We start from the raw sequence: 18,675 nt of genomic DNA, 5'->3' as shown, positions 1-18,675 counted from the left end.
ATCCGAGTGGGTGTTCTTGGCGTGGGACGGCGGGCGCCGTCAACCGGCCAGGGCGGTGTCGTAGAGATCGAAGCTGCGGCGCTCCGCATGGCGGCGCAGCAACTCCTCCTGAACCCGCCCGGCGCAATCGGCGGGCAGGGCGGCCGGCCGACGGCCGAGCCGCCGGACGAGCCGGTCCAAAGCCGCGGCGGTCCAGGCCGGGTCGGCGAGGAAGGGATCCCCGCCCCGGGCATGGGCCCGGTGCCAGACCCCGAGCACCGCGGCACCCGCCAGTACCACGGCATAGCGGTCCGACAGCGCGAAACTCGCCGGGGAGGCCAGCGCGGTACGGTCCAGCGGCGGAAGCGCGAGGCTCTCCTCCTGGATCCGGCGCAGCTCGTCGATGAGCTGCAGCACCAGCGCGCGCACGGCCGCCTCGTGCGGGGAGCCGTCCGGCACCGCATCCGCGGCGGCGACCAGCGAGGCGCTCAGGGCGTCCCGGTCGCCGGTCAGGGCGAGCCGACGGAACGGAATCTCCGGCAGGTCGGCGCGCGGCTCGAACAGCGCGTCGGGTGCCGGCTCGGCCTGGAACCAGGAGCGCCGGGCCAGCCGCGGCAGCTGCGGGATGATCGTTGCCTGGCAGGCCGCGGCGCCGGCGTGGCCCAGGCTGAGCACCGGAAGGTCCCTCAGGTGCTTCTGGAAGATGCCGAACTCCCCCTCGCGCACGTAGAAACGGGCGCCCAGCACGATGGAGAGGTCGTGCATGGCCTCCTGCAGCAGCATGGGCACCAGGTATTTCACCGCTGAGGCATAGACGCTCGCCTCCTCCGGCAACAGGTGCACGCTGCGGGTGCCGACCAGGCAGAGGCAGTCGCTGATGAGCAGATCCAGGAAGACGCCACCGAGCGTGGCCCGAGCTTGCGGGATCTCAGCCACGGTCCGCTTGTAGAGATGCCGTCCTCTCGCGAAGGACACCACCGTGCGCAGTGCCGTGTCCGCGGCGCCCAGCGCCATTCCCGGAAGCGCGCTGCGGGTGAGTTGGAAGGAGCGCAGGGCCAGGTCGGCGCCGTGGCCCAACTGCCCGACGAGCGCCTGCTCCGGGACCCGGGCCCGGTCGAAGTCCAGGCCGGACAGGAAGCAGCCACCCACGCCTACGGTGCCGTACCGGGGCAGCACGGTCAGTCGCTCCGGCGCGACCTGGTCGCGCTCGACCATCAGCACCGAGTGGCTGCGCGGCCCCGGCGCGGGGTCGGTGCGGCTGAACAGCAGCCAGGCTTGCGCCCGCGCGGCGTTGTTGATGACTTGTTTGGCGCCGTGCAGCAGGAACGAGCCGTCCGGCTGCACCCGGGCCTCGAACTCGTTGCGCAGGAAGTCATTGCCGTGCGCGAGTTCGTGGTACGCCACGGAGGCCCGACCGCCGCCCAGCAGGATCTCGGCCAGCCGGGTCCGCTGCCGTTCATCGCCCTCGGTCCACACGTTGACCGCGGCCATGAACGAGGTGACGCCGTAGCCGAGCCCGAGCGCCACGTCCCGCCGGAACACTTCTCGCAGTACCCGCGCCAGAGAGTCGATCCGCTCCAACCGGCCGCCGAGTGCCGTCGGCACGAACTCGGCGTTGAGGCCGAACCCGTCCAGCAGCTTCTCGCCGGCCTCGGACAGCTCGCCGGCCTCGTCGGCCTCCAGTATCCGGGCATGGCCGACCGGGTTGGCCGGGTCGGCGGGATCGCCGAACGCGGCGTTCAGTTCGGCGACCCGGGCCGCCACGCACGTTTCCTGACCGGTCGTCATGATGTGCTCCCCCGTGCCGGCGCGTGAGCGTGAACGGCGGCGGCCGGCCGGTCCGTTCCGTCCCCCGCCGAACCGGCGGGACGCAGCGACAACGGCAGCAGCGAGACCAGCCGGCCTTCGGCGTGCAAGGCGCCGGCGGCGTCGAGCACTTCGTCCAACGCCTCCGGGTCCGCCGCGTCGGGCAGGCCCAACGCGGTCAGCAGCCGGGCAAGCGCGGCCCGCAGCCACAGGGCATCCCGCCACAGGCGCGCCGTCGCGCCCGCCTCCGCGTCGACGCGGCTGTGCGTCCACAGGCCGACGCAGGCCGCTGCGGCGAAGCACAGCGTGAATCGGCGGGCGGTCTCGAAGGCGGCCGGCGGCACCTCGGTCTGCGACTCCTGAAGCTCGGCCATCTCCGCATGCACCTGGTCCACCACGGCCAACAGCCGTTCGGCGGCGCGCAGGGCGGGCTCGACCGCCGGATTCCGCGCGGCGACGCGGCGCAACTGCTCGACGCAGCCGGGCAGTGCGGCCAGGACACCACTGCCGTGGCGGGAGATCAGTGAGAGCCGGTCGAGGGCGACGGGCGGCAACGGCGCGGTGAGGCGGAACGCGGCGACTGCTCCCCGCACATCCCCGGTGCCGCGCTCATGGGCCCGCACCAGCACGCGGAACTGGCTGATCAGTGAATTGAGGTTGACCAGGGTGTTGCCGTCGAAGAGGCCGACGATCCGGTGGTCTCGGTCCACCTTCTGGAAACGTCCGCCGGCGTAGACGACCTTGAGGAAGGCACGGGCGCCGAGCAGCCGGGTCATCGCAGTGACGACCGCCTCGGTACGGGTCGGCACCAGGTACTTGGTGACCGCGGCGATGACCGAGAGCTCCGCCGGTACGGTCTGCACCGCGCGGGCCACGACCAGCGCCAGCGCCTCGTCGGCCAGCACGTCTGCGGTGCTCTCGGCCAGGGTCCGGCGCGCCTGCGGCAGATCGATCAGCGACCGGCCGTACAGGCCGCGCTCGGCGGCGAAGTCGTAGCCGAGCGCGAGCGCGTGGTCGGCGGCGCCCAGGGAGAGCGCGACGCACATGGTGCGAGTCAGCTGAAGCGCCTTGAGCACGGTCTCCAGGCCACCCCCCACCTCGCCGACCACGGCGTCGGTGGGAACCGGGGCCCGGTCGAAGGCGATCCCGGAGATGTCCGCGCCGCGGATGCCATGCGTGCGCACTTTGTCCAGGTGTCGATACGTGTCGGCCGGCAGTGTGCGCTTGTCCACCAGCAGCACGGAGTAGCCCCGCGGGCCGCCCGCCGGATCGGTGCGGGAGAGCACGGACAGCAGGCTGCCACGCGTGGCGTTGTTGATCAGCCACTTCTCCCCGCTGACCAGATAGCCCGCGGCCGCGTCCGGCTCCGCGACGACGTCGCCGGCCAACAGGTCGCTGCCGTGGGCACGCTCGGTCAGCGCGAGACAGACCGGCAGTCGGGAGGCGATGGCCTCACCGAGCCGCCGGCACTGCTCCGCCGAGCCGTCCACCCAGACGCAGACCGCGCCCAGATAAGTCTTGCCATGGGCGATCGCCACCGTCAGATCGCGGCGGGCCACCGTGCGCATCAGCTGCACCAGCTGCTCGTAGTCCGTCAGCCGGCCACCGTGGGCGACAGGGACGTAGAACTCGTGCAGGCCGAGTTCGTCCAGCAGGGCGCAGAGCGCGGCCGGGAACTCCTCCTGCTCGTCCAGCGCCAGGCTGTGGGCGTGGCTGAACAGCGTCCCCGGCTCCTTCGGGTCGCCGAGATCCCACTCCAACTGCTCGGCGAGGCGGTAAGGCGTGTGGTCCACGGCTCAACCCACCGAGGTGACTGTCGGGCTGGACGCGAGGTTGGCCACTCGCTTGTCCAGATCCTGATGCACCGCGGCCAGTCGGTCCTCCAGCAGCAACGAGCGCATCAGGGAGCGCTGGATCTTGCCGCTGGTGGTCTTGCGCACCGTGGCCGGGCGTACCAGTAGCACGCTGCAGCTGGCCTGGAACTCCCGGCGGACGTGGGCGCGCACTTCGGCGCACAGCACCTCCGGGTCCTGCACCGCGGCGCGGCGGATCTCCTGCACCAGGACCAGATGCTCCTCGCCGTCGTCCACCGAGAAGGCCGCGCCGGCGCCCCCGCGGAAGGCCGGGTGCAGGGACTGCACCTCGCGCTCGACGTCGTGCGGGTAGATGTTCCGCCCGTTGATCAGGATCATCTCCTTGAGGCGGCCGGTCACGTAGAGCTGCCCGGCGTCCAGTACGCCGAGGTCGCCGGTGCGCAGCCAGCCCGGATCCGTGCCCGCCGCTGACACGATCCGGGCGTTGAAGACCTCCGCGTTGGTCTCGGGGCGCTTCCAGTAGCCCGAGGCGACGCTGGCGCCCTTGATCCAGATCTCGCCGACCCGCCCCTCGGGCTGCTCGGCGAAGCCGTCCGGATCGACGATCTTCACGCTGAAGTCGGCCGGGTCGACCACACCGCTGCTGACCAGCGTCCGGGTGCCGCCACCCGGCAGGGCGTCGCACAGCTGTCCTTGCTCCAGCTCCACCGCGTCCACGGTGCGATAGACGGGGCCCTGGCCCGTCGGCACACCGGAGATCAGCAGAGTGGTCTCGGCCATGCCGTAGCAGGGGGAGAATGCCTCTGCGCGAAAGCCGGCGGGGGCGAACCGCTCGGTGAACGCGCGCACCGTCTCCGCCCGGATCGGCTCCGCCCCGTTGCAGGCATGCTCCCAGCCGCTCAGGTCCAGGGTGGCCAACTGCTCGTCGGTGACCCGGCGCAGGCACAGGTCGTAGCCGAAGTTGGGGCCGCCGCCCACGGTGACCCGGTACTCGGTGATCATCTGCAGCCAGCGCACCGGCCGCATGAGGAAGGAGACCGGGGACATCAGCGCGACCGAGCCGCCGACGAACAGCGGGTGGAGTATGTGCCCGATCAGGCCCATGTCGTGGTAAGCGGGCAGCCAGCAGCCCATGCGGGTACCCTCGTGCGTGCCGAGTGCGTGCGAGATGGCGAGCTCATTGGCCATCAGGTTCCGGTGCGAGACCATGACGCCCTTGGGCTCGCTGGTGGAACCGGAGGTGTACTGAAGAAATGCCAGCGAATCGACGGTGAGCCGCGGCTGCGCCCACGCCCCCACCTCGCCCTTCGCGAGGTCGTCGCTGGCCATGACACTGACGCCGGTGACGCCCGATTCGCGCAGCCAGGCGCTGACGCCCGGCTCGTTGGCCGAGTCGGTGAGCACCGCGCGCACCTCGGCGTCGCGCAGAATTCCTGTGAGCCGTGCGGACTGGTTGTTCTGGTCACCCGGCAGCGGCGCCGGGACCGCGACCGAACCCGCGTAGAGGCAGCCGATGAACGCCTTGACGAAGTCCAGGCCCGAGGGATAAAGCAGCAGCACCTGCCCGCCGACCGCGCCGTGCTGCTGTAGCCACGAGGCGATCCGCTTGGCCTCGGCGTCCAAATCCGCATAGGTCAGCCGCTGCGCGACAACACCCGGTGTGTTGCCGGGCAGGAATAGATACGCGTCCTTGTCCGACAGCTCGGCGGCGCGGCGCAGTACAAGCTCAGTGAAATTCTCTTGCCTTTGCAAGACCATCCCCCGATCTACGTCTCGCCTACGGCCGAACGTCCAGCCGGCAGCGACCAATAGACGTTGCCCTGACCAGACGAATCACCCCCGATTTCGGGGCGCGACCGATCACGACAGCGTCACTCCAATTGATTATGAATTCACGTCGTCCGACCCATGGATTCCCCGGGGAGCACTGCGTCGAGCGCTGATTCCTACCCCGTTGCCATCAGTCGGATCCACCGTTTCCAGACCGCCCCCGCCGACTGGCAATGGTTACGTTACTAGGCATCCCGAGAGGAGCACACCAGAATTGCTAAAATCCGACTTAATTCGACCATCAATGGGGTTTGATTTGTTCTCTATGACCCGTTATTGGGGGTTTGATTTGTTCTTTATGACCCCAGTAAGCGTCTCACCACATCAAGGTGACTTCGTCCGCTATACGCCCGCCGACGTCGTCTCGCATCGCAGGACGCATCACGGCTTTGGGCCGAACGGGAGGGTTTCGTAGTCTCTGGTATGCCTGTGACGGAACATCAGCTACTGAGCTGTATGCGTGATTTCGTCTCGGATCAGGACGGGCGGACGATCAGGCCGGTCTCGGTCGGACAGCCGTCGACGAACTCGGGCCTGTGGGTGCCGAAAGGTACTGCGAGCTGCAAGTTCAGGTCGTCGAAGGTTGCGAGGCTCAGTCGCGATCTGCGAAGACGTCGGGCTCGTCGGGCTCGTCGGGCTCTCGTGCCTGACGACCGGCAACGGCGCCGACTCGGCGCACACACAGGGCCCCGTCTCACTACTGATCCCGGGCACGGCACCTGGACCTTCGCTTGGACCTTCGCTGTCGGCCTCCCCTCCTCCGCTTCCGGACGGCCCCGACGAGGGCGACGCCGAGGCCCAGGGGTGGCGTCCAGGGGTGGCGTGATCACTCCCCCGCGCCGGCCTGGCGTCAGTGGGGCTGCGGCCTGATCGCGGACCGGCGCAGCACGCGGGGCGGCCGGCTCCTCGCCTTCGGGAGCCCCTCCGCCCAGTGGCCGGGGCTCCAGGTGATAGGACTCCTCCGTGCACACCGCACGAGCGGAAGACACCAGGGGGATCTTGTGACGGGGCAAGGCAGCGGTACGCAGAGGCACTTCGGACGTCGGTCGAGGACTGCCGTCCTGGCCACCCTGGCCGTGGTGAGCGCCTCGGTGATCACCGGCTGCGCAGCACAGGGAAAGTCGCAGAGTGCGCCAACCGTCAAGGCTCGCACTGCGACCCCTACGGTCACCGCCTCGCCGACTGCGCCCCCAACGACCACGCCTCCGCCGGTGACCGGCCATGTGACGAACGGCGTGCACACCGGCGACCTGCGCTACTTCTTCCTTCCGATACCCGAGTCCGCCGTGCCTCTCGGCGATCCGGACGGCGAGCTCCTCACCCCGGTGAACATCGTGGACAACCCGGACGCCACCGCGGCGGCGACGGTGCTCCGGAAGTACGGCTTCAAGACCGGCTACTCCCGTGCTTACAGTGCGCCCGGCAGCCATGTCCAAGTCGACATCAAACTCGCACGATTCGGCAGTCCCTCCCTGGCTGCGGCGTACTACCGGCAACATCATTACAGCGGGCCCGAGATCCGTCCGCTGAAGCTGAACGAGCCGTTCCCCGTCGGCGCCGAGCAGACCATCCCTGGCTCGAAGTACCACCAGCTCCTCGCGTTCACCTATCAAGGCGATGTCCAGATCACCATCAGACTCGACGCCACGGACGGCTCATCCCCTTCCCGCGCCCAGCTGACATCCCTGCTCGAAGCCCAGTACCAGCGCCTCAAGACCGGCCACTGACCCCGCTGCCCGATCACAGCGACAGTCAGCCCGGCGCATGGACTGCCGCCACACGTTGAGGCGGAACAGGACATCGTGGAGCCGGAGCAGCAGCCGAGCAGATCAGCGATACGTTCCCGGGTGTGCCCTGGGTCCAGCACGGCGAAGCGGGCTGCCTGCTCAAGGCGGTGCGAGGCCGTCCACGTCTCGGGCCGAGTGGAACGGACCCGGGCCACCGTCGACAGCGCCTGTGCGGACAGCCCCGACGAGGGCGGCACCGGGCCCCAGGAGGCGCCGTAACCACTCCCCCGCGCTGACGTGACGTCAACGCGGTTCGCGGAACGTGTGCGGACCGGAGGAGGAGCACCGAGCCACCCGCCCGCTCCCCCGCAGGTCAGACGTCGATCCGCGCGCGATCCAGCGTGGAGGCGGAGTTGGTGATGAACCAATCCGGCAACGTCCTGACCTGCGGCGGAGCCGCCGTTTACGCGCTGACCTGGCGTGCTGCGGCCTTCAGCGGGCGGGCGGCCAGTTCCGTAAAAGCCGGCAGGCCCGGGCCAGGTGCCGGGCGGCTGGTGTCGCGTACCAGCGGGTGCAGCCGCGCGACCGGCACCACGTCCAGCCCGGCCTCGGAGTGTCAAGTCAACTTGACACTTCCTCCCGTCGCCGGTCATCGCCGGCTGTGGCGGGGATGGCGTTGTCGATGAGGACGGCGGCGATGGCGGCGGCGGCGGGGAAGGCGTCGGCGTTGAGGACCCGGGTGCGGGCCGCGGCGCCGTCGATGAGCAGCGCGAGCTGCTCGCCGAGCTGTTCAGGGTCGGCGGCGCCGGCTTCGCGGGCGGTGTCGGCGAGCCGCGCGGCGACGGCTTTCTTGTAGTCGCGTGCGTACTGGGATGCGGGGTGCTGGGGGTCGTGGAGTTCGACGGCGGCGGCGATGTAGGGGCACAGGGGGGTGGTGGGGGGGATGTCGAAGGCGGCGAGGAGCCGTTCGCGGGGCGTGAGGTCGGTGCGGTCGAACACGCCGGACAGAACGGAGGGGTCGAACCGGCGCAGGTACTCGGCGACGAGTTCGTCCTTGCCGGTGAAGTGCTGGTAGGCCGTGCGCTTGGACACCTGGGCCGCCGCGCAAAGTTGGTCCATTCCGGTTCGGTTGATGCCCTGCTCACGGAACAGTTGCTGGGACGCGCTGAGGATGCGCTCGCGGGCGCCCCGGCCGCGGCGGCTGCCCTTGGGGCCCTTCTCCAACTCCGTCATGGATCCATGGTACCCCAGCTGGGTAACGACCGGTGTACATAGTTTGCGTCCCGGCCGCCCGCCCGATACCGTAAGCACACAGAGCGGTGTACATAACACCGTCACCCCCAGGTGTACACGGCACCACCGACCCAAGGGAGCGACTATGGGAAAGCTCGACGGCAAGGTAGCGGTCATCACCGGCGGCACCACCGGCATGGCGCTGGCCGGCGCGAAGCTGTTCGTCGACGAGGGAGCGCACGTCTTCATCACCGGCCGCCGCCAGGACGCCCTGGACGAGGCCGTGAAGCAGATCGGCCGCAACGTCACCGGCGTCCAGGGCGACGCCGCCGACCTGAACGACCTGGACCGCCTGTACGACACCGTCAAGCGGGAGAAGGGAAGCCTCGACGTGCTGTGGGCCAGCGCCGGGGTGGGCGAGCCCGCCCCTCTCGGCGAGATCACCGAGGCCCACTTCCACGCCGCGTTCTGGCTCAACGCCCGCGGCACCCTGTTCACCGTCCAGAAGGCCCTCCCGCTCTTCAACGACGGCGGCTCCATCCTCATGACCGGCTCCAACGCCTCCCTCGGCGCCTTCCCCGGCTGGAGCGTCTACGCCGGCAGCAAGGCCGTCCAGCAGGCATGGGCCCGCGTCTGGCTCAACGAGCTCAAGGACCGCCGCATCCGCGTCAACGTCCTGACCCCCGGTCAGGTCGCCACCGCCAAGCAGGAAGAACTCTTCGACGAGGCCACCAAGCGCCAGTTCGAGTCCCTCATCCCCCGCGGCCAGATGGGCCGCCCCGACGAAATCGCCACCGCCGCCCTCTTCCTCGCCTCTGACGACTCCAGCTACGTCAACGGCATGGAACTCGTCGCCGACGGCGGCACCACCGCCATCTGAACCGAACAACACACAACCAGGGCAGGACACCTCATGAGCAACATCAGCATCATCGACACCGGGAACATGGCCCGCACCATCGGCGCGCGGGCGGTAGCGGGCGGCAACACCGTCGAGGTCATGGGCCGCGATCAGTCCAAGGCCGCTGACCTGGCCAAGGCTCTCGGTGGCGGCGCCACGACAGGAGAATGGGGCACCGCCCCGGCCGGGGACATCGTCATCGTGGCCCTCTTGTACGACGGTGTCGTGCCGGTCGTCGCCCAGTACGGAGACGCTCTCGCGGGCAAGGTCATCGTCGACATCAGCAATCCCTTCAATTCCGCGTTCGACGGGCTGGCCCACCGCCAGGAGACCTCGATAGCGCAGGAAGTCGCCAAGGCGGCCCCGGCCGGCGCCAGCGTGGTGAAGGCGTTCAACACCATCTTCCGTCACGTCCTGGAGAAGGGCCGGCCCGACGTCTTCATCGCTGGCGATAATGCGCAGGCCAAGGCAAGTGTGGAGGCGTTCATCGAGAGCCTCGGGCTGCGCCCGTTGGACGTCGGCGGCCTGAGAATGGCGCACTGGCTGGAAGGAGCGGGCGTGGTCACGGTGGGCCTCGCCAACCACGGGGTGGGGAACTTGGACTTCGCCCTCGGCATCACCGAACTTCCCGTCTGAGCAAACGGTTGACGGATCACCGGCACGGTCACGAGATGTGCGACAGGCCGTCCGGTAGGTCGCCCGGCCCGCTATCGGCGCAGTCACCCGTGCCCAGGGAGTTGGCGACGTTGTAGGCCGTCTTGAGGTCCGCGTTCAGGTGATCGATGGCCTTGTTGGTCGTGGCGATCGCAGTGGCGTTGTTCGTCTGTGCGGTCGATATGGCCGCGTCTGCTCCGGCCGGTGCGGGAAGACTGACCGCCGTCAGAGCTGTCAGTGCCTGTTGCAGCGTGGTGATCTGTGCTCGTATCCCGGTAACCCCCTGCTGCTCCTGATCGACGTCGTAGCCGGCACTGGAGGTTACGTCATAGCCCACGACGTTCTCCGCGTCGTAGCCGACCACGTTCTCCACGTTGTAGCAGCCGTCGCCGTTGCCGCCCTTGGCGTCCTGACGCTCCTTGGCCAAGTCCGCGTCGGCCGTCGTGACATCGCCTCGCACCGATTTGGCGTTCGTGAAACGGCGGTTGATGTCTTGCAGTGCGGCGAGCGCGTTCTCGGCTGCGCTCTGGGCCGATGCCTGTGCACTGGCTTGGGCGCTGGCCTGCGCGGTGGCCTGGTCCTGCTGCCGCGCTGCCTCCTCGGCCGCCGCGTCCTCAGTCCAGCTCCCTTGCAGCAGGGCGCTGCACACGCTCTGCCCGAATATCTGGCTGTTGTTGTCGCGGACCACGATCACGACACCGTCCTTTTGGACACCGCACACCACGGGGACAACGCCCTGTACGTCGCTGACCTGCGTGGTCCAGAAGTCTCCGCCGCTGGAGAGCGACTTGGCGAGACTGCTGCACAGGCTGCTCGGATTGGACACCCCTCTGCTGCTCACCTCGGCACGCGCGGCATGGCCGTACAAGGAGACTGTGCAAACGCCCCCGGCGCGGCCGATGAGGGCGCGCTACTTGAGCCCGAGGTCGGCGAGGAGACGATGTGGGCGGCTGGCTCAGCTGTCGGTGTCCCGGCCGGCGTCGGTGAGGACGAACAGGCGGTGAGCAGCACGCCGGAACCAAGCAGGACCACAGCGGCAACGCCGGTTCTCATCGTGTGTTCTCCTCGTGGATTCCCTGTGAAGCAGGTGCGTTGGGAGCTGTACTGTCCCAGACCCTCGCCGGCGCCGTGACCAAGTGCCGAATTCGTTGCCGCGCACCCTGGTCGGCGCGGGCGCGGAGGCTGACCTGCTCCTGGGCGCCGGACGACGACATGCGACGCCTGGCCGCCTACAACTGCTCGCGTCCTACGACTCCAACCAGGCCGGGCAGCTCGCCGCGGTCACAGGCGACGCCAAAGGCGTGGAGCGCCGCCAACTGGGCGACGCCTCGAAGCTGATCGACACGGCTCTGGGAGACCTGCACGGGCCGGAGCAGTCCATCGTGGTGCCCGGCTCGGAGCACGCGGACGACGATGACCCGCCGCCGGGGGCCGCCGAAGCCGCGGACCTACAGGAACGCCGGCGTGGGTGGGCGGAGAAGGAGCGGGTGCTGCTGCGCACCTACGAACCTGGTTGGTACTTCCCGGAGTGGGACGAAGGGAAGCAGGACGCGCAGGAGTACCCCGACCGTATCCACTTCGCGTGGGAGCTGCCCGCCGACCCGCGCAACGGCGTGAAGGCCCGCGTCCGGCGCGTCACCTACGAACTCGGACCGGTCGGCCCGGCCACCGCGCCCGGCCGGACCTCCCGTCACTTCGACCGCAAGGTCGACGCCCAGCGGTGGCTGGACGAAGTCACCGCAAGCGTCCTCACCGGCCAGTACGTCGATTCCCAGTTGGCGAAGAAGCCCTTCAAGGAGTACGCGGAGGGGTGGCGCCGCAGCCGGCCGCATCGCTCCTCGACGGCCAGGGCGGTCGAACAGGCCGAAGAACGGACCCGGGCCGCCGTCGACAAGGCCTACACGGACGGCCCCGACGAGGGCGACACCGGGCCCCAGGAGGCGCCGTAACCACTCCCCCGCACTGACGTGACGTCAACGCGGTCGCGGAACATGTGCGGACCGGAGGGCGATCACCGCGCCCACCCGCCCGCTCCGCCACAGGTCAGACGTCGATCCGCGCGCGATCCAGCGTGGACGCGGAGTTGGTGATGAACTCCTTGCGCGGCGCGACCTCATTGCCCATCAGCAGGTCGAACGCGCGCTCCGCCGCCTCCAGATCGCTGATGTTGATCCGGCGCAGGGTGCGGTGGCGCGGGTCCATCGTCGTCTCGGCCAGCTGGTTCGCGTCCATCTCGCCGAGGCCCTTGTAGCGCTGGATGCCGTCCTTGAAGCGGACATTGCGCCGCCGCAGGTCGAGCAGGGTCTGCCGCAGCTCGTTGTCCGAGTACGTGTAGAGGTACTTGTCCTGGCCCTTCTTGGGCTGGACCAGCTCGATCCGGTGCAGCGGCGGCACCGCGGAGAACACCCGGCCCTCCTCGACCATGGCCCGCATGTACCGCTGGAAGAGCGTCAGCAGCAGGCAGCGGATGTGCGCGCCGTCGACATCGGCGTCGGCGAGGAAGATCACCTTGCCGTAGCGCGCCTGGTCGATGTCGAAGGTGCGGCCGGAACCGGCTCCTATGACCTGGATGATCGCGCCGCACTCGGCGTTCTTGAGCATGTCCGAGACCGAGGACTTCTGGACGTTGAGGATCTTGCCGCGGATCGGCAGCAGCGCCTGGAACTCGGAGTTGCGGGCCAGCTTCGCCGTACCCAGCGCCGAGTCGCCCTCGACGATGAACAGTTCGCTGCGGTCCACGTCGTCACTGCGGCAGTCCGCGAGCTTGGCGGGCAGCGAGGAGGTCTCCAGGGCGGTCTTCCTGCGCTGGGCCTCCTTGTGCTGCCGGGCGGCGATCCGCGTCCTGGCGGCGGCCACGGCCTTCTCCAGCACGGCCCGCGCCTGGGCCTTGCTGTCGCGCTTGGTGGAGGTCAGGAAGTCCTTGAGCTCCTTGGCGACGACCGTGGCCACGATCCGGTTCGCGGCAGAGGTGCCCAGCACCTCCTTGGTCTGGCCCTCGAACTGCGGCTCGGCCAGCCGTACGGTGACGACCGAGGTGAGGCCCTCCATGGCGTCGTCCTTGACGATGTCGTCCTCGGCGACGCGCAGCAGCTTGGCGGCGCGCAGTGCCTCGTTGACCGTCTTGGCGATCGACCGCTCGAAGCCCGTCACATGGGTGCCGCCCTTGGGGGTGGCGATGATGTTGACGAAGGACCGGGTGGTGGTCTCGTAGCCGGTGCCCCAGCGCAGCGCGATGTCCACGCCCAGTTCGCGGGTGACCTCGGTGGGGGTCATGTGGCCGCGTTCGTCCAGTACGGGCACGGTCTCCTTGAAGACGCCGCTGCCGGTCAGCCGCAGCACGTCGCAGATGGGCCGGTCGGGTGCCAGGAACTCGCAGAACTCGCTGATGCCGCCGTCGAAGTGGAAGACCTCCTCGACGGGCCTGTCCGACTCGATGCCGCGCTCGTCGCGCACCACGATGGTGAGCCCGGGGACCAGGAAGGCGGTCTGCCGGGCGCGCTGGTGCAGATGGTCCAGGGAGAGCTTCGCGTCCTTGAGGAAGATCTGACGGTCGGCCCAGTAGCGCACGCGGGTGCCCGTACGGGTCCGCGGGACCTTCTTGGTGCGGGTCAGGCCGCTCGCGGGGTCGAAGGGCGCCTCGGGGCCGGACTCGGTGAAGATGCCGGGGACGCCGCGCCGGAAGCTGATGGCGTGGGTGTGTCCGCCGCGGTCCACTTCGACGTCCAGCCGGGCGGACAGGGCGTTGACCACCGAGGCGCCGACGCCGTGCAGACCGCCGGAGGCCGCGTACGAGCCCCCGCCGAACTTGCCGCCGGCGTGCAGCTTGGTCATGACGACCTCGACGCCGGACAGGCCGGTCTTGGGCTCCACGTCGACCGGGATGCCGCGGCCGTTGTCGCGGACCTCCACCGAGGCGTCCTCGTGGAGGATCACCTCGATCCGACTGCCGTGGCCGGCCAGCGCCTCGTCGACGGAGTTGTCGATGATCTCCCAGACACAGTGCATCAGACCGCGGCTGTCGGTCGATCCGATGTACATACCGGGGCGCTTGCGTACCGCTTCAAGGCCCTCGAGCACGAGGAGGTGCCGCGCTGTGTAGTTGGAGCCGTCGCGATCTGCGCCCGCCAGCAGCGCGGAGGACGGCACGGATGTTTCGGCGGTCACGCGGGCAGCTCCTCGATCCAGATGTTCTGAACGTTCTTGGCCGTGATTTTTTCGTCGTGCTCAGGTGCTTCGGCCATGTCTACAGCAAGGTCGACATCGGCCGTGTCGGTGAGAGGGTACCGAGGCCGAACAGGTGGACGGCGCCGACCCGGCCTCCGGAACGCCCATAATAGCTGTTATCGAGCAGTCGTTCGATAACTCTTACGAGTGATACACATGTCACGTTCCCAAAGACGCATGAACCATTTAGGCTCCGGGCACGTCCTCAGCAACGACCCGACAGCCAGCCGGGAGCAAGTCAGGACAACAGCTCCATACGCGACATCCGACTCATCTGACTCCTATTCGCCGCCAATCGGTAACACCCAGTCATTCCGAAGGTCGTCTTCGAGAAAAAGCCGACAGCGGGAACGTTTTCGGGCTGGTTGGATGTTGACCCTGGTACGACAGCTCGTCGAGCTAGAGAAGAGGCGACGTGACTACTGTTCTGACCCCCGCGAGTCCGCTGACAGCGGCAGACCGCTGCGACCGTTGCGGCGCTCAGGCCTACCTGCGCGTTGTCCTCATCAGTGGCGGTGAGCTGCTCTTCTGCGCGCACCACGGCCGCAAGTTCGAGCCGGAACTCAAGAAGATCGCAGCGGAAATACAGGACGAGACCGGCAGGCTCACCGAGACACAGGCGTCGACGGGAGACGACGAGCGCTGACCGTTTCGTATCAGCGACGAGTTCGGGCCGACGGGCGGACAGACCCCTCCAGGGGGTGTCCGCCCGCGGCTTTCTCGGGCTCTTCCTGCCACCCAGGGCGCCGGTGGGCTCACATGTGCTGAGCCACCAGCGCCGCCAGCGCGGAGACCCGCGTGTAGACCCCTGGATAGGCCGCGAGGGCGCAGCCCTTGCCCCAGGACACCAGACCCACCACCCGGTCCCCCACGACCAGCGGACCGCCGCTGTCGCCCTGACAGGCGTCACGGCCGCCGCTCTGCGCTCCCGCGCACACCATGGAGGCCGGCAGGTATGTGCCGTCGGCACTGCCCGGATACGCCTTCTCGCACACCGTGTCGGCGAAGACGGTGACCGACGCCGTACGCAGCGAGGTCGCGTAGTCGGCCCTGCCGCTTGTGTCACCCCATCCGTAGACCCGCGCCTCGGTGCCCGCCTGATAGGACGCGCTGTCCGACGGCTCCGCCATCGGAAGGGTGGCGCCGTTCGGCACGGGCTGCTCCAGGGTGATCACCGCGATGTCCCCGGCATTGGTCGCCGGGTCGAAGTCCGGGTTGACCCACACCTGTGAGAGCCGCAGCTCCTCCCCGCCGTCACCGGTCAGATTGGTGCGGCCCTGGATCACCCGCAGATCGGGCAGCTGCCGCCAGTCGGCGACGCCCAGCGCCTCCGTACCGAGGCAGTGCGCGGCGGTGAGCACCGTACGCGGCGCGACGGCCACGCCACCGCAGAACTGCCCCGAGCGGGCCGTACCGAAGCGCGAGCGGCTGGCCAGGGCGACCACCCACGGCTGCTGGTCCGTACTGGTCGGGCTGCCGCCGATGACGACCTCGTTCGCGGCGGCGGGGGTGGCGGGGACGGCCAGTGGGACGGCCACTGCGGGAAGCAGTGCCACGGCCACCGCCGCGACCACGGCACGGAAAGAGAAACGCATACGGCCTCCTGACCCTGTGGATCGCTCTGGATACCCAGAGTCATCGACAGGGCCGGAGGCCGCATCCGCAAAGACGTCGGTCCCGGCGGCCGGGAGCGTCAGTCGAGGTAGTCCCGCAGCACCTGCGAGCGCGACGGGTGGCGCAGCTTGGACATGGTCTTGGACTCGATCTGCCGGATGCGCTCGCGCGTCACCCCGTAGACCTTGCCGATCTCGTCCAGCGTCTTGGGCTGTCCGTCGGTGAGGCCGAAGCGCATGGAGACCACGCCCGCTTCCCGCTCGGAGAGGGTGTCAAGAACCGAGTGCAGCTGCTCCTGCAGAAGTGTGAAGCTGACCGCGTCGGCCGGCACGACCGCCTCGGAGTCCTCGATGAGGTCACCGAACTCGCTGTCGCCGTCCTCGCCGAGCGGCGTGTGCAGCGAGATCGGCTCGCGGCCGTACTTCTGGACCTCGATGACCTTCTCGGGGGTCATGTCGAGTTCCTTGGCCAGCTCCTCCGGGGTGGGCTCGCGGCCCAGGTCCTGGAGCATCTGGCGCTGGACGCGGGCCAGCTTGTTGATGACCTCGACCATGTGCACCGGGATACGGATGGTGCGGGCCTGGTCGGCCATCGCGCGGGTGATCGCCTGCCGGATCCACCAGGTGGCGTACGTGGAGAACTTGAAGCCCTTGGTGTAGTCGAACTTCTCGACCGCGCGGATCAGGCCCAGGTTGCCCTCCTGGATCAGGTCCAGGAAGAGCATGCCGCGGCCGGTGTAGCGCTTGGCCAGCGAGACCACCAGGCGGAGGTTGGCCTCCAGCAGGTGGTTCTTGGCCCAGCGGCCGTCCTCGGCGATGATCTCCAGCTCGCGCTTGAGCTTGGGCGCGAGCTTGTCGGCCGCAGCCAGCTTGTCCTCGGCGAACAGGCCGGCCTCGATGCGCTTGGCGAGCTCGACCTCCTGCTCCGCGTTGAGCAGCGGGACCTTGCCGATCTGCTTCAGGTAGTCCTTGACCGGGTCGGCGGTGGCACCGGCGACGGCGACCTGCTGGGCCGGCGCGTCGTCCTCGTCGTCGTCGGAGAGCACAAAGCTCTCGGACTCCGCCTTCTCCGTGTCCTCGTCTCCGCCCTTGCCGGGCGCGGCGTCCTCGGGCAGGTCCTCCGCCTCGACTGCCTCGTCCTCGCCCGAGGTGGCGGTCTTCTTCGCCGCCACCTTCTTCGCGGGGGCCTTCTTGGCAGCCGTCTTCTTCGCGGCGGTCTTCTTCGCGGGCGCCTTCTTGGCTGGGGTTTCCGCCTCCACCGATGGCTCCACCGTGGTCTCGGCCTCGGCCTCCACCTCCGTGGCGGGTGCCTTGGGCGCAACGGTCTTCTTGACAGGGGTCGCCCTGGTGGCGACCGTCTTGGTGGCAGTACGCTTCGCCGGGCTCTTGGCTGCGACGCTCTTGCGGGTGCGCTTGGGCGCCTCAGCGGCAGTCACCATCAGCGTCACACCCTCCTCGTCGAGGACCTGGTTGAGGCTGCGCAGAACGTTCTTCCACTGGGTTGCCGGAATCTGGTCCGCTTCGAACGCCCGACGCACGTCGTCGCCGGCGATCTGGCCCTGGGCCTTACCCTGCTCGATGAGCGCCATCAGAGACTCGGATTCGGCGATCTCGGACGGGAGCGTACGGGATGTGCTGGCCGACACGAACAACCTCTCGGAACGATGGGAACGACTCGGTGGAACCGCACAGCGACCCAGCGTCGAACTGACGCTGAAATATTCCTTGTGCGACGGCCACCTCTTAAGTCATCGCGCTGCCTCGTCAAGCGTTACGCCCCAGCCTACGTGGCCCGAGTCACACCTCACATCATGACGAACACTGGCAAAGCGGGGCATCCGGCCCACGCACGGGGCCGCCGCAGGTCCCGGCGGTCCGGGGCCTGCGGCGGCCGGAGGCGCGCTCAGTGCTCGCGGGGGGCGGGGACGACGTGGTTGTCGGGGGCGGCCTGCTGCTCGGGCGCCACGGTCAGCAGCTGGCGCATCGCGGCCTCGGCGGTGGCGCCGTCGCTCGCGGCGAGGGCGTCGACGATGCGGCGGTGGAGTCCGACGGAGGTGTCGCCGGGGCGCTCGCAGCCGGTGGCCGTGCTGCCGGAGACGTGCAGGGCGGAGGAGACGATGCCGGACAGGTGCTCCAGCATCCGGTTGCCCGCGATCTGCAGGACCAGGGTGTGGAACTCGATGTCGGCGCGGGAGAAGGTGAGCGCGTCGCCCTGGGCGGCGGCGTGGGCCATAATCTCGGCCATGTCGGCGAGGCGCTGCTGCACTTCCTCGCGGCCGTGGCCGGCGGCGAGCCGGGCCGCGAGCGGCTCGATCGTCCAGCGCAGTTCCGTCAGTTCGCGGCGCTGCTCGTCACGCTGCGGTCCGAACGCGCGCCACTCGATGATGTCGGGGTCCAGCAGGTTCCAGTCGCTGACCGGGCGGACCCGGGTGCCGACGTTGGGCCGGGCACTGACCAGGCCCTTGGCCTCCAGCACGCGCAGGGACTCGCGCACCACGGTGCGGGAGACCTCGAAGCGCTGGCCGATCTCCTCGGGGACCAGCGGACGGTCGGCGCCGAGGTCTCCGGCGACGATCATCTGGCCGAGCTGCTGAACGAGTTGGCCGTGCAGTCCTCGGCCGCGGCTGCCGCCCGCGCGGCGGCCGACCCGGCTCATGTCCGGCTCCACGCCCTCCCAGGACGTCAGTCCGGGTCGGTCGGAGCCGGGGGCTTCGGCGTACGGATAGCGGTCCAGCTCGCCCGGACCGGCGGTGCCGGAGTCGGCGGAACGAGCCGCGGTCATCATGGAATGCGCAAGGGTACTCACGCATCCTTTGTCGGCGATGCCGCAGCGGGCCTTGAGGGCTTTGCTGAAAAGCACACGAAAGGGTGAGCGCTCATCACCTGATAATTGA

Annotated in this window: 14 protein-coding genes; 5 read left to right on the top strand and 9 right to left on the bottom strand. The window is 69.1% G+C overall.

The window, feature by feature from the left end; genetic code table 11:
* Nucleotides 1–39 precede the first annotated feature (39 nt).
* From OHA30_RS27715 to OHA30_RS27705, 3 genes are read right to left on the bottom strand one after another with little or no spacing between them, the layout of a single operon-like run.
* Entirely contained in the window at nucleotides 40–1,767 is a 1,728-nt protein-coding gene (locus tag OHA30_RS27715) for an acyl-CoA dehydrogenase (RefSeq protein ID WP_328916603.1), read from the bottom strand.
* The gene (locus tag OHA30_RS27710) at nucleotides 1,764–3,578 is read right to left on the bottom strand and encodes an acyl-CoA dehydrogenase family protein (RefSeq protein WP_328916602.1); all 1,815 of its coding nucleotides are present in this window, start codon (nucleotides 3,576–3,578) and stop codon (nucleotides 1,764–1,766) included. The genes OHA30_RS27715 and OHA30_RS27710 overlap by 4 nt, the downstream gene beginning before the upstream one ends.
* Nucleotides 3,579–3,581: 3 nt before the next feature.
* The gene (locus OHA30_RS27705) at nucleotides 3,582–5,357 is read right to left on the bottom strand and encodes a fatty acyl-AMP ligase (RefSeq protein WP_443045117.1); all 1,776 of its coding nucleotides are present in this window, start codon (nucleotides 5,355–5,357) and stop codon (nucleotides 3,582–3,584) included.
* Nucleotides 5,358–6,640: 1,283 nt separating this feature from the next.
* Here OHA30_RS27705 and OHA30_RS27700 point away from each other — a divergent pair.
* Nucleotides 6,641–7,156, top strand: a complete 516-nt coding sequence (locus tag OHA30_RS27700) for a hypothetical protein (protein ID WP_328916600.1) — start codon at nucleotides 6,641–6,643, stop codon at nucleotides 7,154–7,156.
* A 621-nt stretch (nucleotides 7,157–7,777) separates the two neighbouring features.
* On the opposite strand, the gene OHA30_RS27695 is transcribed toward OHA30_RS27700, so the two are convergent.
* Nucleotides 7,778–8,389, bottom strand: a complete 612-nt coding sequence (locus tag OHA30_RS27695; RefSeq protein ID WP_328916599.1) for a TetR/AcrR family transcriptional regulator — start codon at nucleotides 8,387–8,389, stop codon at nucleotides 7,778–7,780.
* A gap of 145 nt (nucleotides 8,390–8,534) precedes the next feature.
* Between OHA30_RS27695 and OHA30_RS27690 the strand changes: the two genes are divergently transcribed.
* Both OHA30_RS27690 and OHA30_RS27685 read left to right on the top strand, forming a co-directional pair.
* Complete coding sequence (locus OHA30_RS27690; RefSeq protein ID WP_328916598.1) at nucleotides 8,535–9,269, top strand: SDR family NAD(P)-dependent oxidoreductase; 735 nt, start codon at nucleotides 8,535–8,537, stop codon at nucleotides 9,267–9,269.
* Between the two features lie 33 nt (nucleotides 9,270–9,302).
* A complete protein-coding gene (locus OHA30_RS27685) occupies nucleotides 9,303–9,926 on the top strand; it encodes an NADPH-dependent F420 reductase (protein WP_328916597.1) in 624 nt (207 codons plus the stop codon).
* A 28-nt stretch (nucleotides 9,927–9,954) separates the two neighbouring features.
* On the opposite strand, the gene OHA30_RS27680 is transcribed toward OHA30_RS27685, so the two are convergent.
* The gene (locus tag OHA30_RS27680) at nucleotides 9,955–10,770 is read right to left on the bottom strand and encodes a hypothetical protein (RefSeq protein ID WP_328916596.1); all 816 of its coding nucleotides are present in this window, start codon (nucleotides 10,768–10,770) and stop codon (nucleotides 9,955–9,957) included.
* A 310-nt stretch (nucleotides 10,771–11,080) separates the two neighbouring features.
* Between OHA30_RS27680 and OHA30_RS34090 the strand changes: the two genes are divergently transcribed.
* Entirely contained in the window at nucleotides 11,081–11,893 is an 813-nt protein-coding gene (locus OHA30_RS34090) for a hypothetical protein (protein ID WP_405785151.1), read from the top strand.
* Nucleotides 11,894–11,987: 94 nt separating this feature from the next.
* On the opposite strand, the gene OHA30_RS27670 is transcribed toward OHA30_RS34090, so the two are convergent.
* Nucleotides 11,988–14,108 (bottom strand): DNA gyrase/topoisomerase IV subunit B, encoded by a 2,121-nt coding sequence (locus tag OHA30_RS27670; RefSeq protein ID WP_328916595.1) that lies wholly within the window; start codon nucleotides 14,106–14,108, stop codon nucleotides 11,988–11,990.
* Between the two features lie 475 nt (nucleotides 14,109–14,583).
* Between OHA30_RS27670 and OHA30_RS27665 the strand changes: the two genes are divergently transcribed.
* Complete coding sequence (locus OHA30_RS27665) at nucleotides 14,584–14,814, top strand: DUF7455 domain-containing protein (RefSeq protein ID WP_328916594.1); 231 nt, start codon at nucleotides 14,584–14,586, stop codon at nucleotides 14,812–14,814.
* Nucleotides 14,815–14,923: 109 nt separating this feature from the next.
* Here OHA30_RS27665 and OHA30_RS27660 read toward each other — a convergent pair whose 3' ends face one another.
* From OHA30_RS27660 to OHA30_RS27650, 3 genes are all read right to left on the bottom strand, one after another.
* Entirely contained in the window at nucleotides 14,924–15,763 is an 840-nt protein-coding gene (locus OHA30_RS27660; RefSeq protein WP_328916593.1) for a S1 family peptidase, read from the bottom strand.
* A gap of 98 nt (nucleotides 15,764–15,861) precedes the next feature.
* Nucleotides 15,862–17,427, bottom strand: coding sequence for an RNA polymerase sigma factor (locus OHA30_RS27655; RefSeq protein ID WP_328916592.1), 1,566 nt, complete (start codon nucleotides 17,425–17,427; stop codon nucleotides 15,862–15,864).
* A gap of 257 nt (nucleotides 17,428–17,684) precedes the next feature.
* A complete protein-coding gene (locus tag OHA30_RS27650) occupies nucleotides 17,685–18,587 on the bottom strand; it encodes a FadR/GntR family transcriptional regulator (RefSeq protein ID WP_328916591.1) in 903 nt (300 codons plus the stop codon).
* Nucleotides 18,588–18,675: the final 88 nt, after the last annotated feature.

Source organism: Streptomyces sp. NBC_00223, assembly GCF_036199905.1.
GTDB lineage: Bacteria > Actinomycetota > Actinomycetes > Streptomycetales > Streptomycetaceae > Actinacidiphila.
The sequence above is the reverse complement of the archived record's forward strand: the minus strand, read 5'-3'. Positions and strand labels throughout refer to the sequence as shown.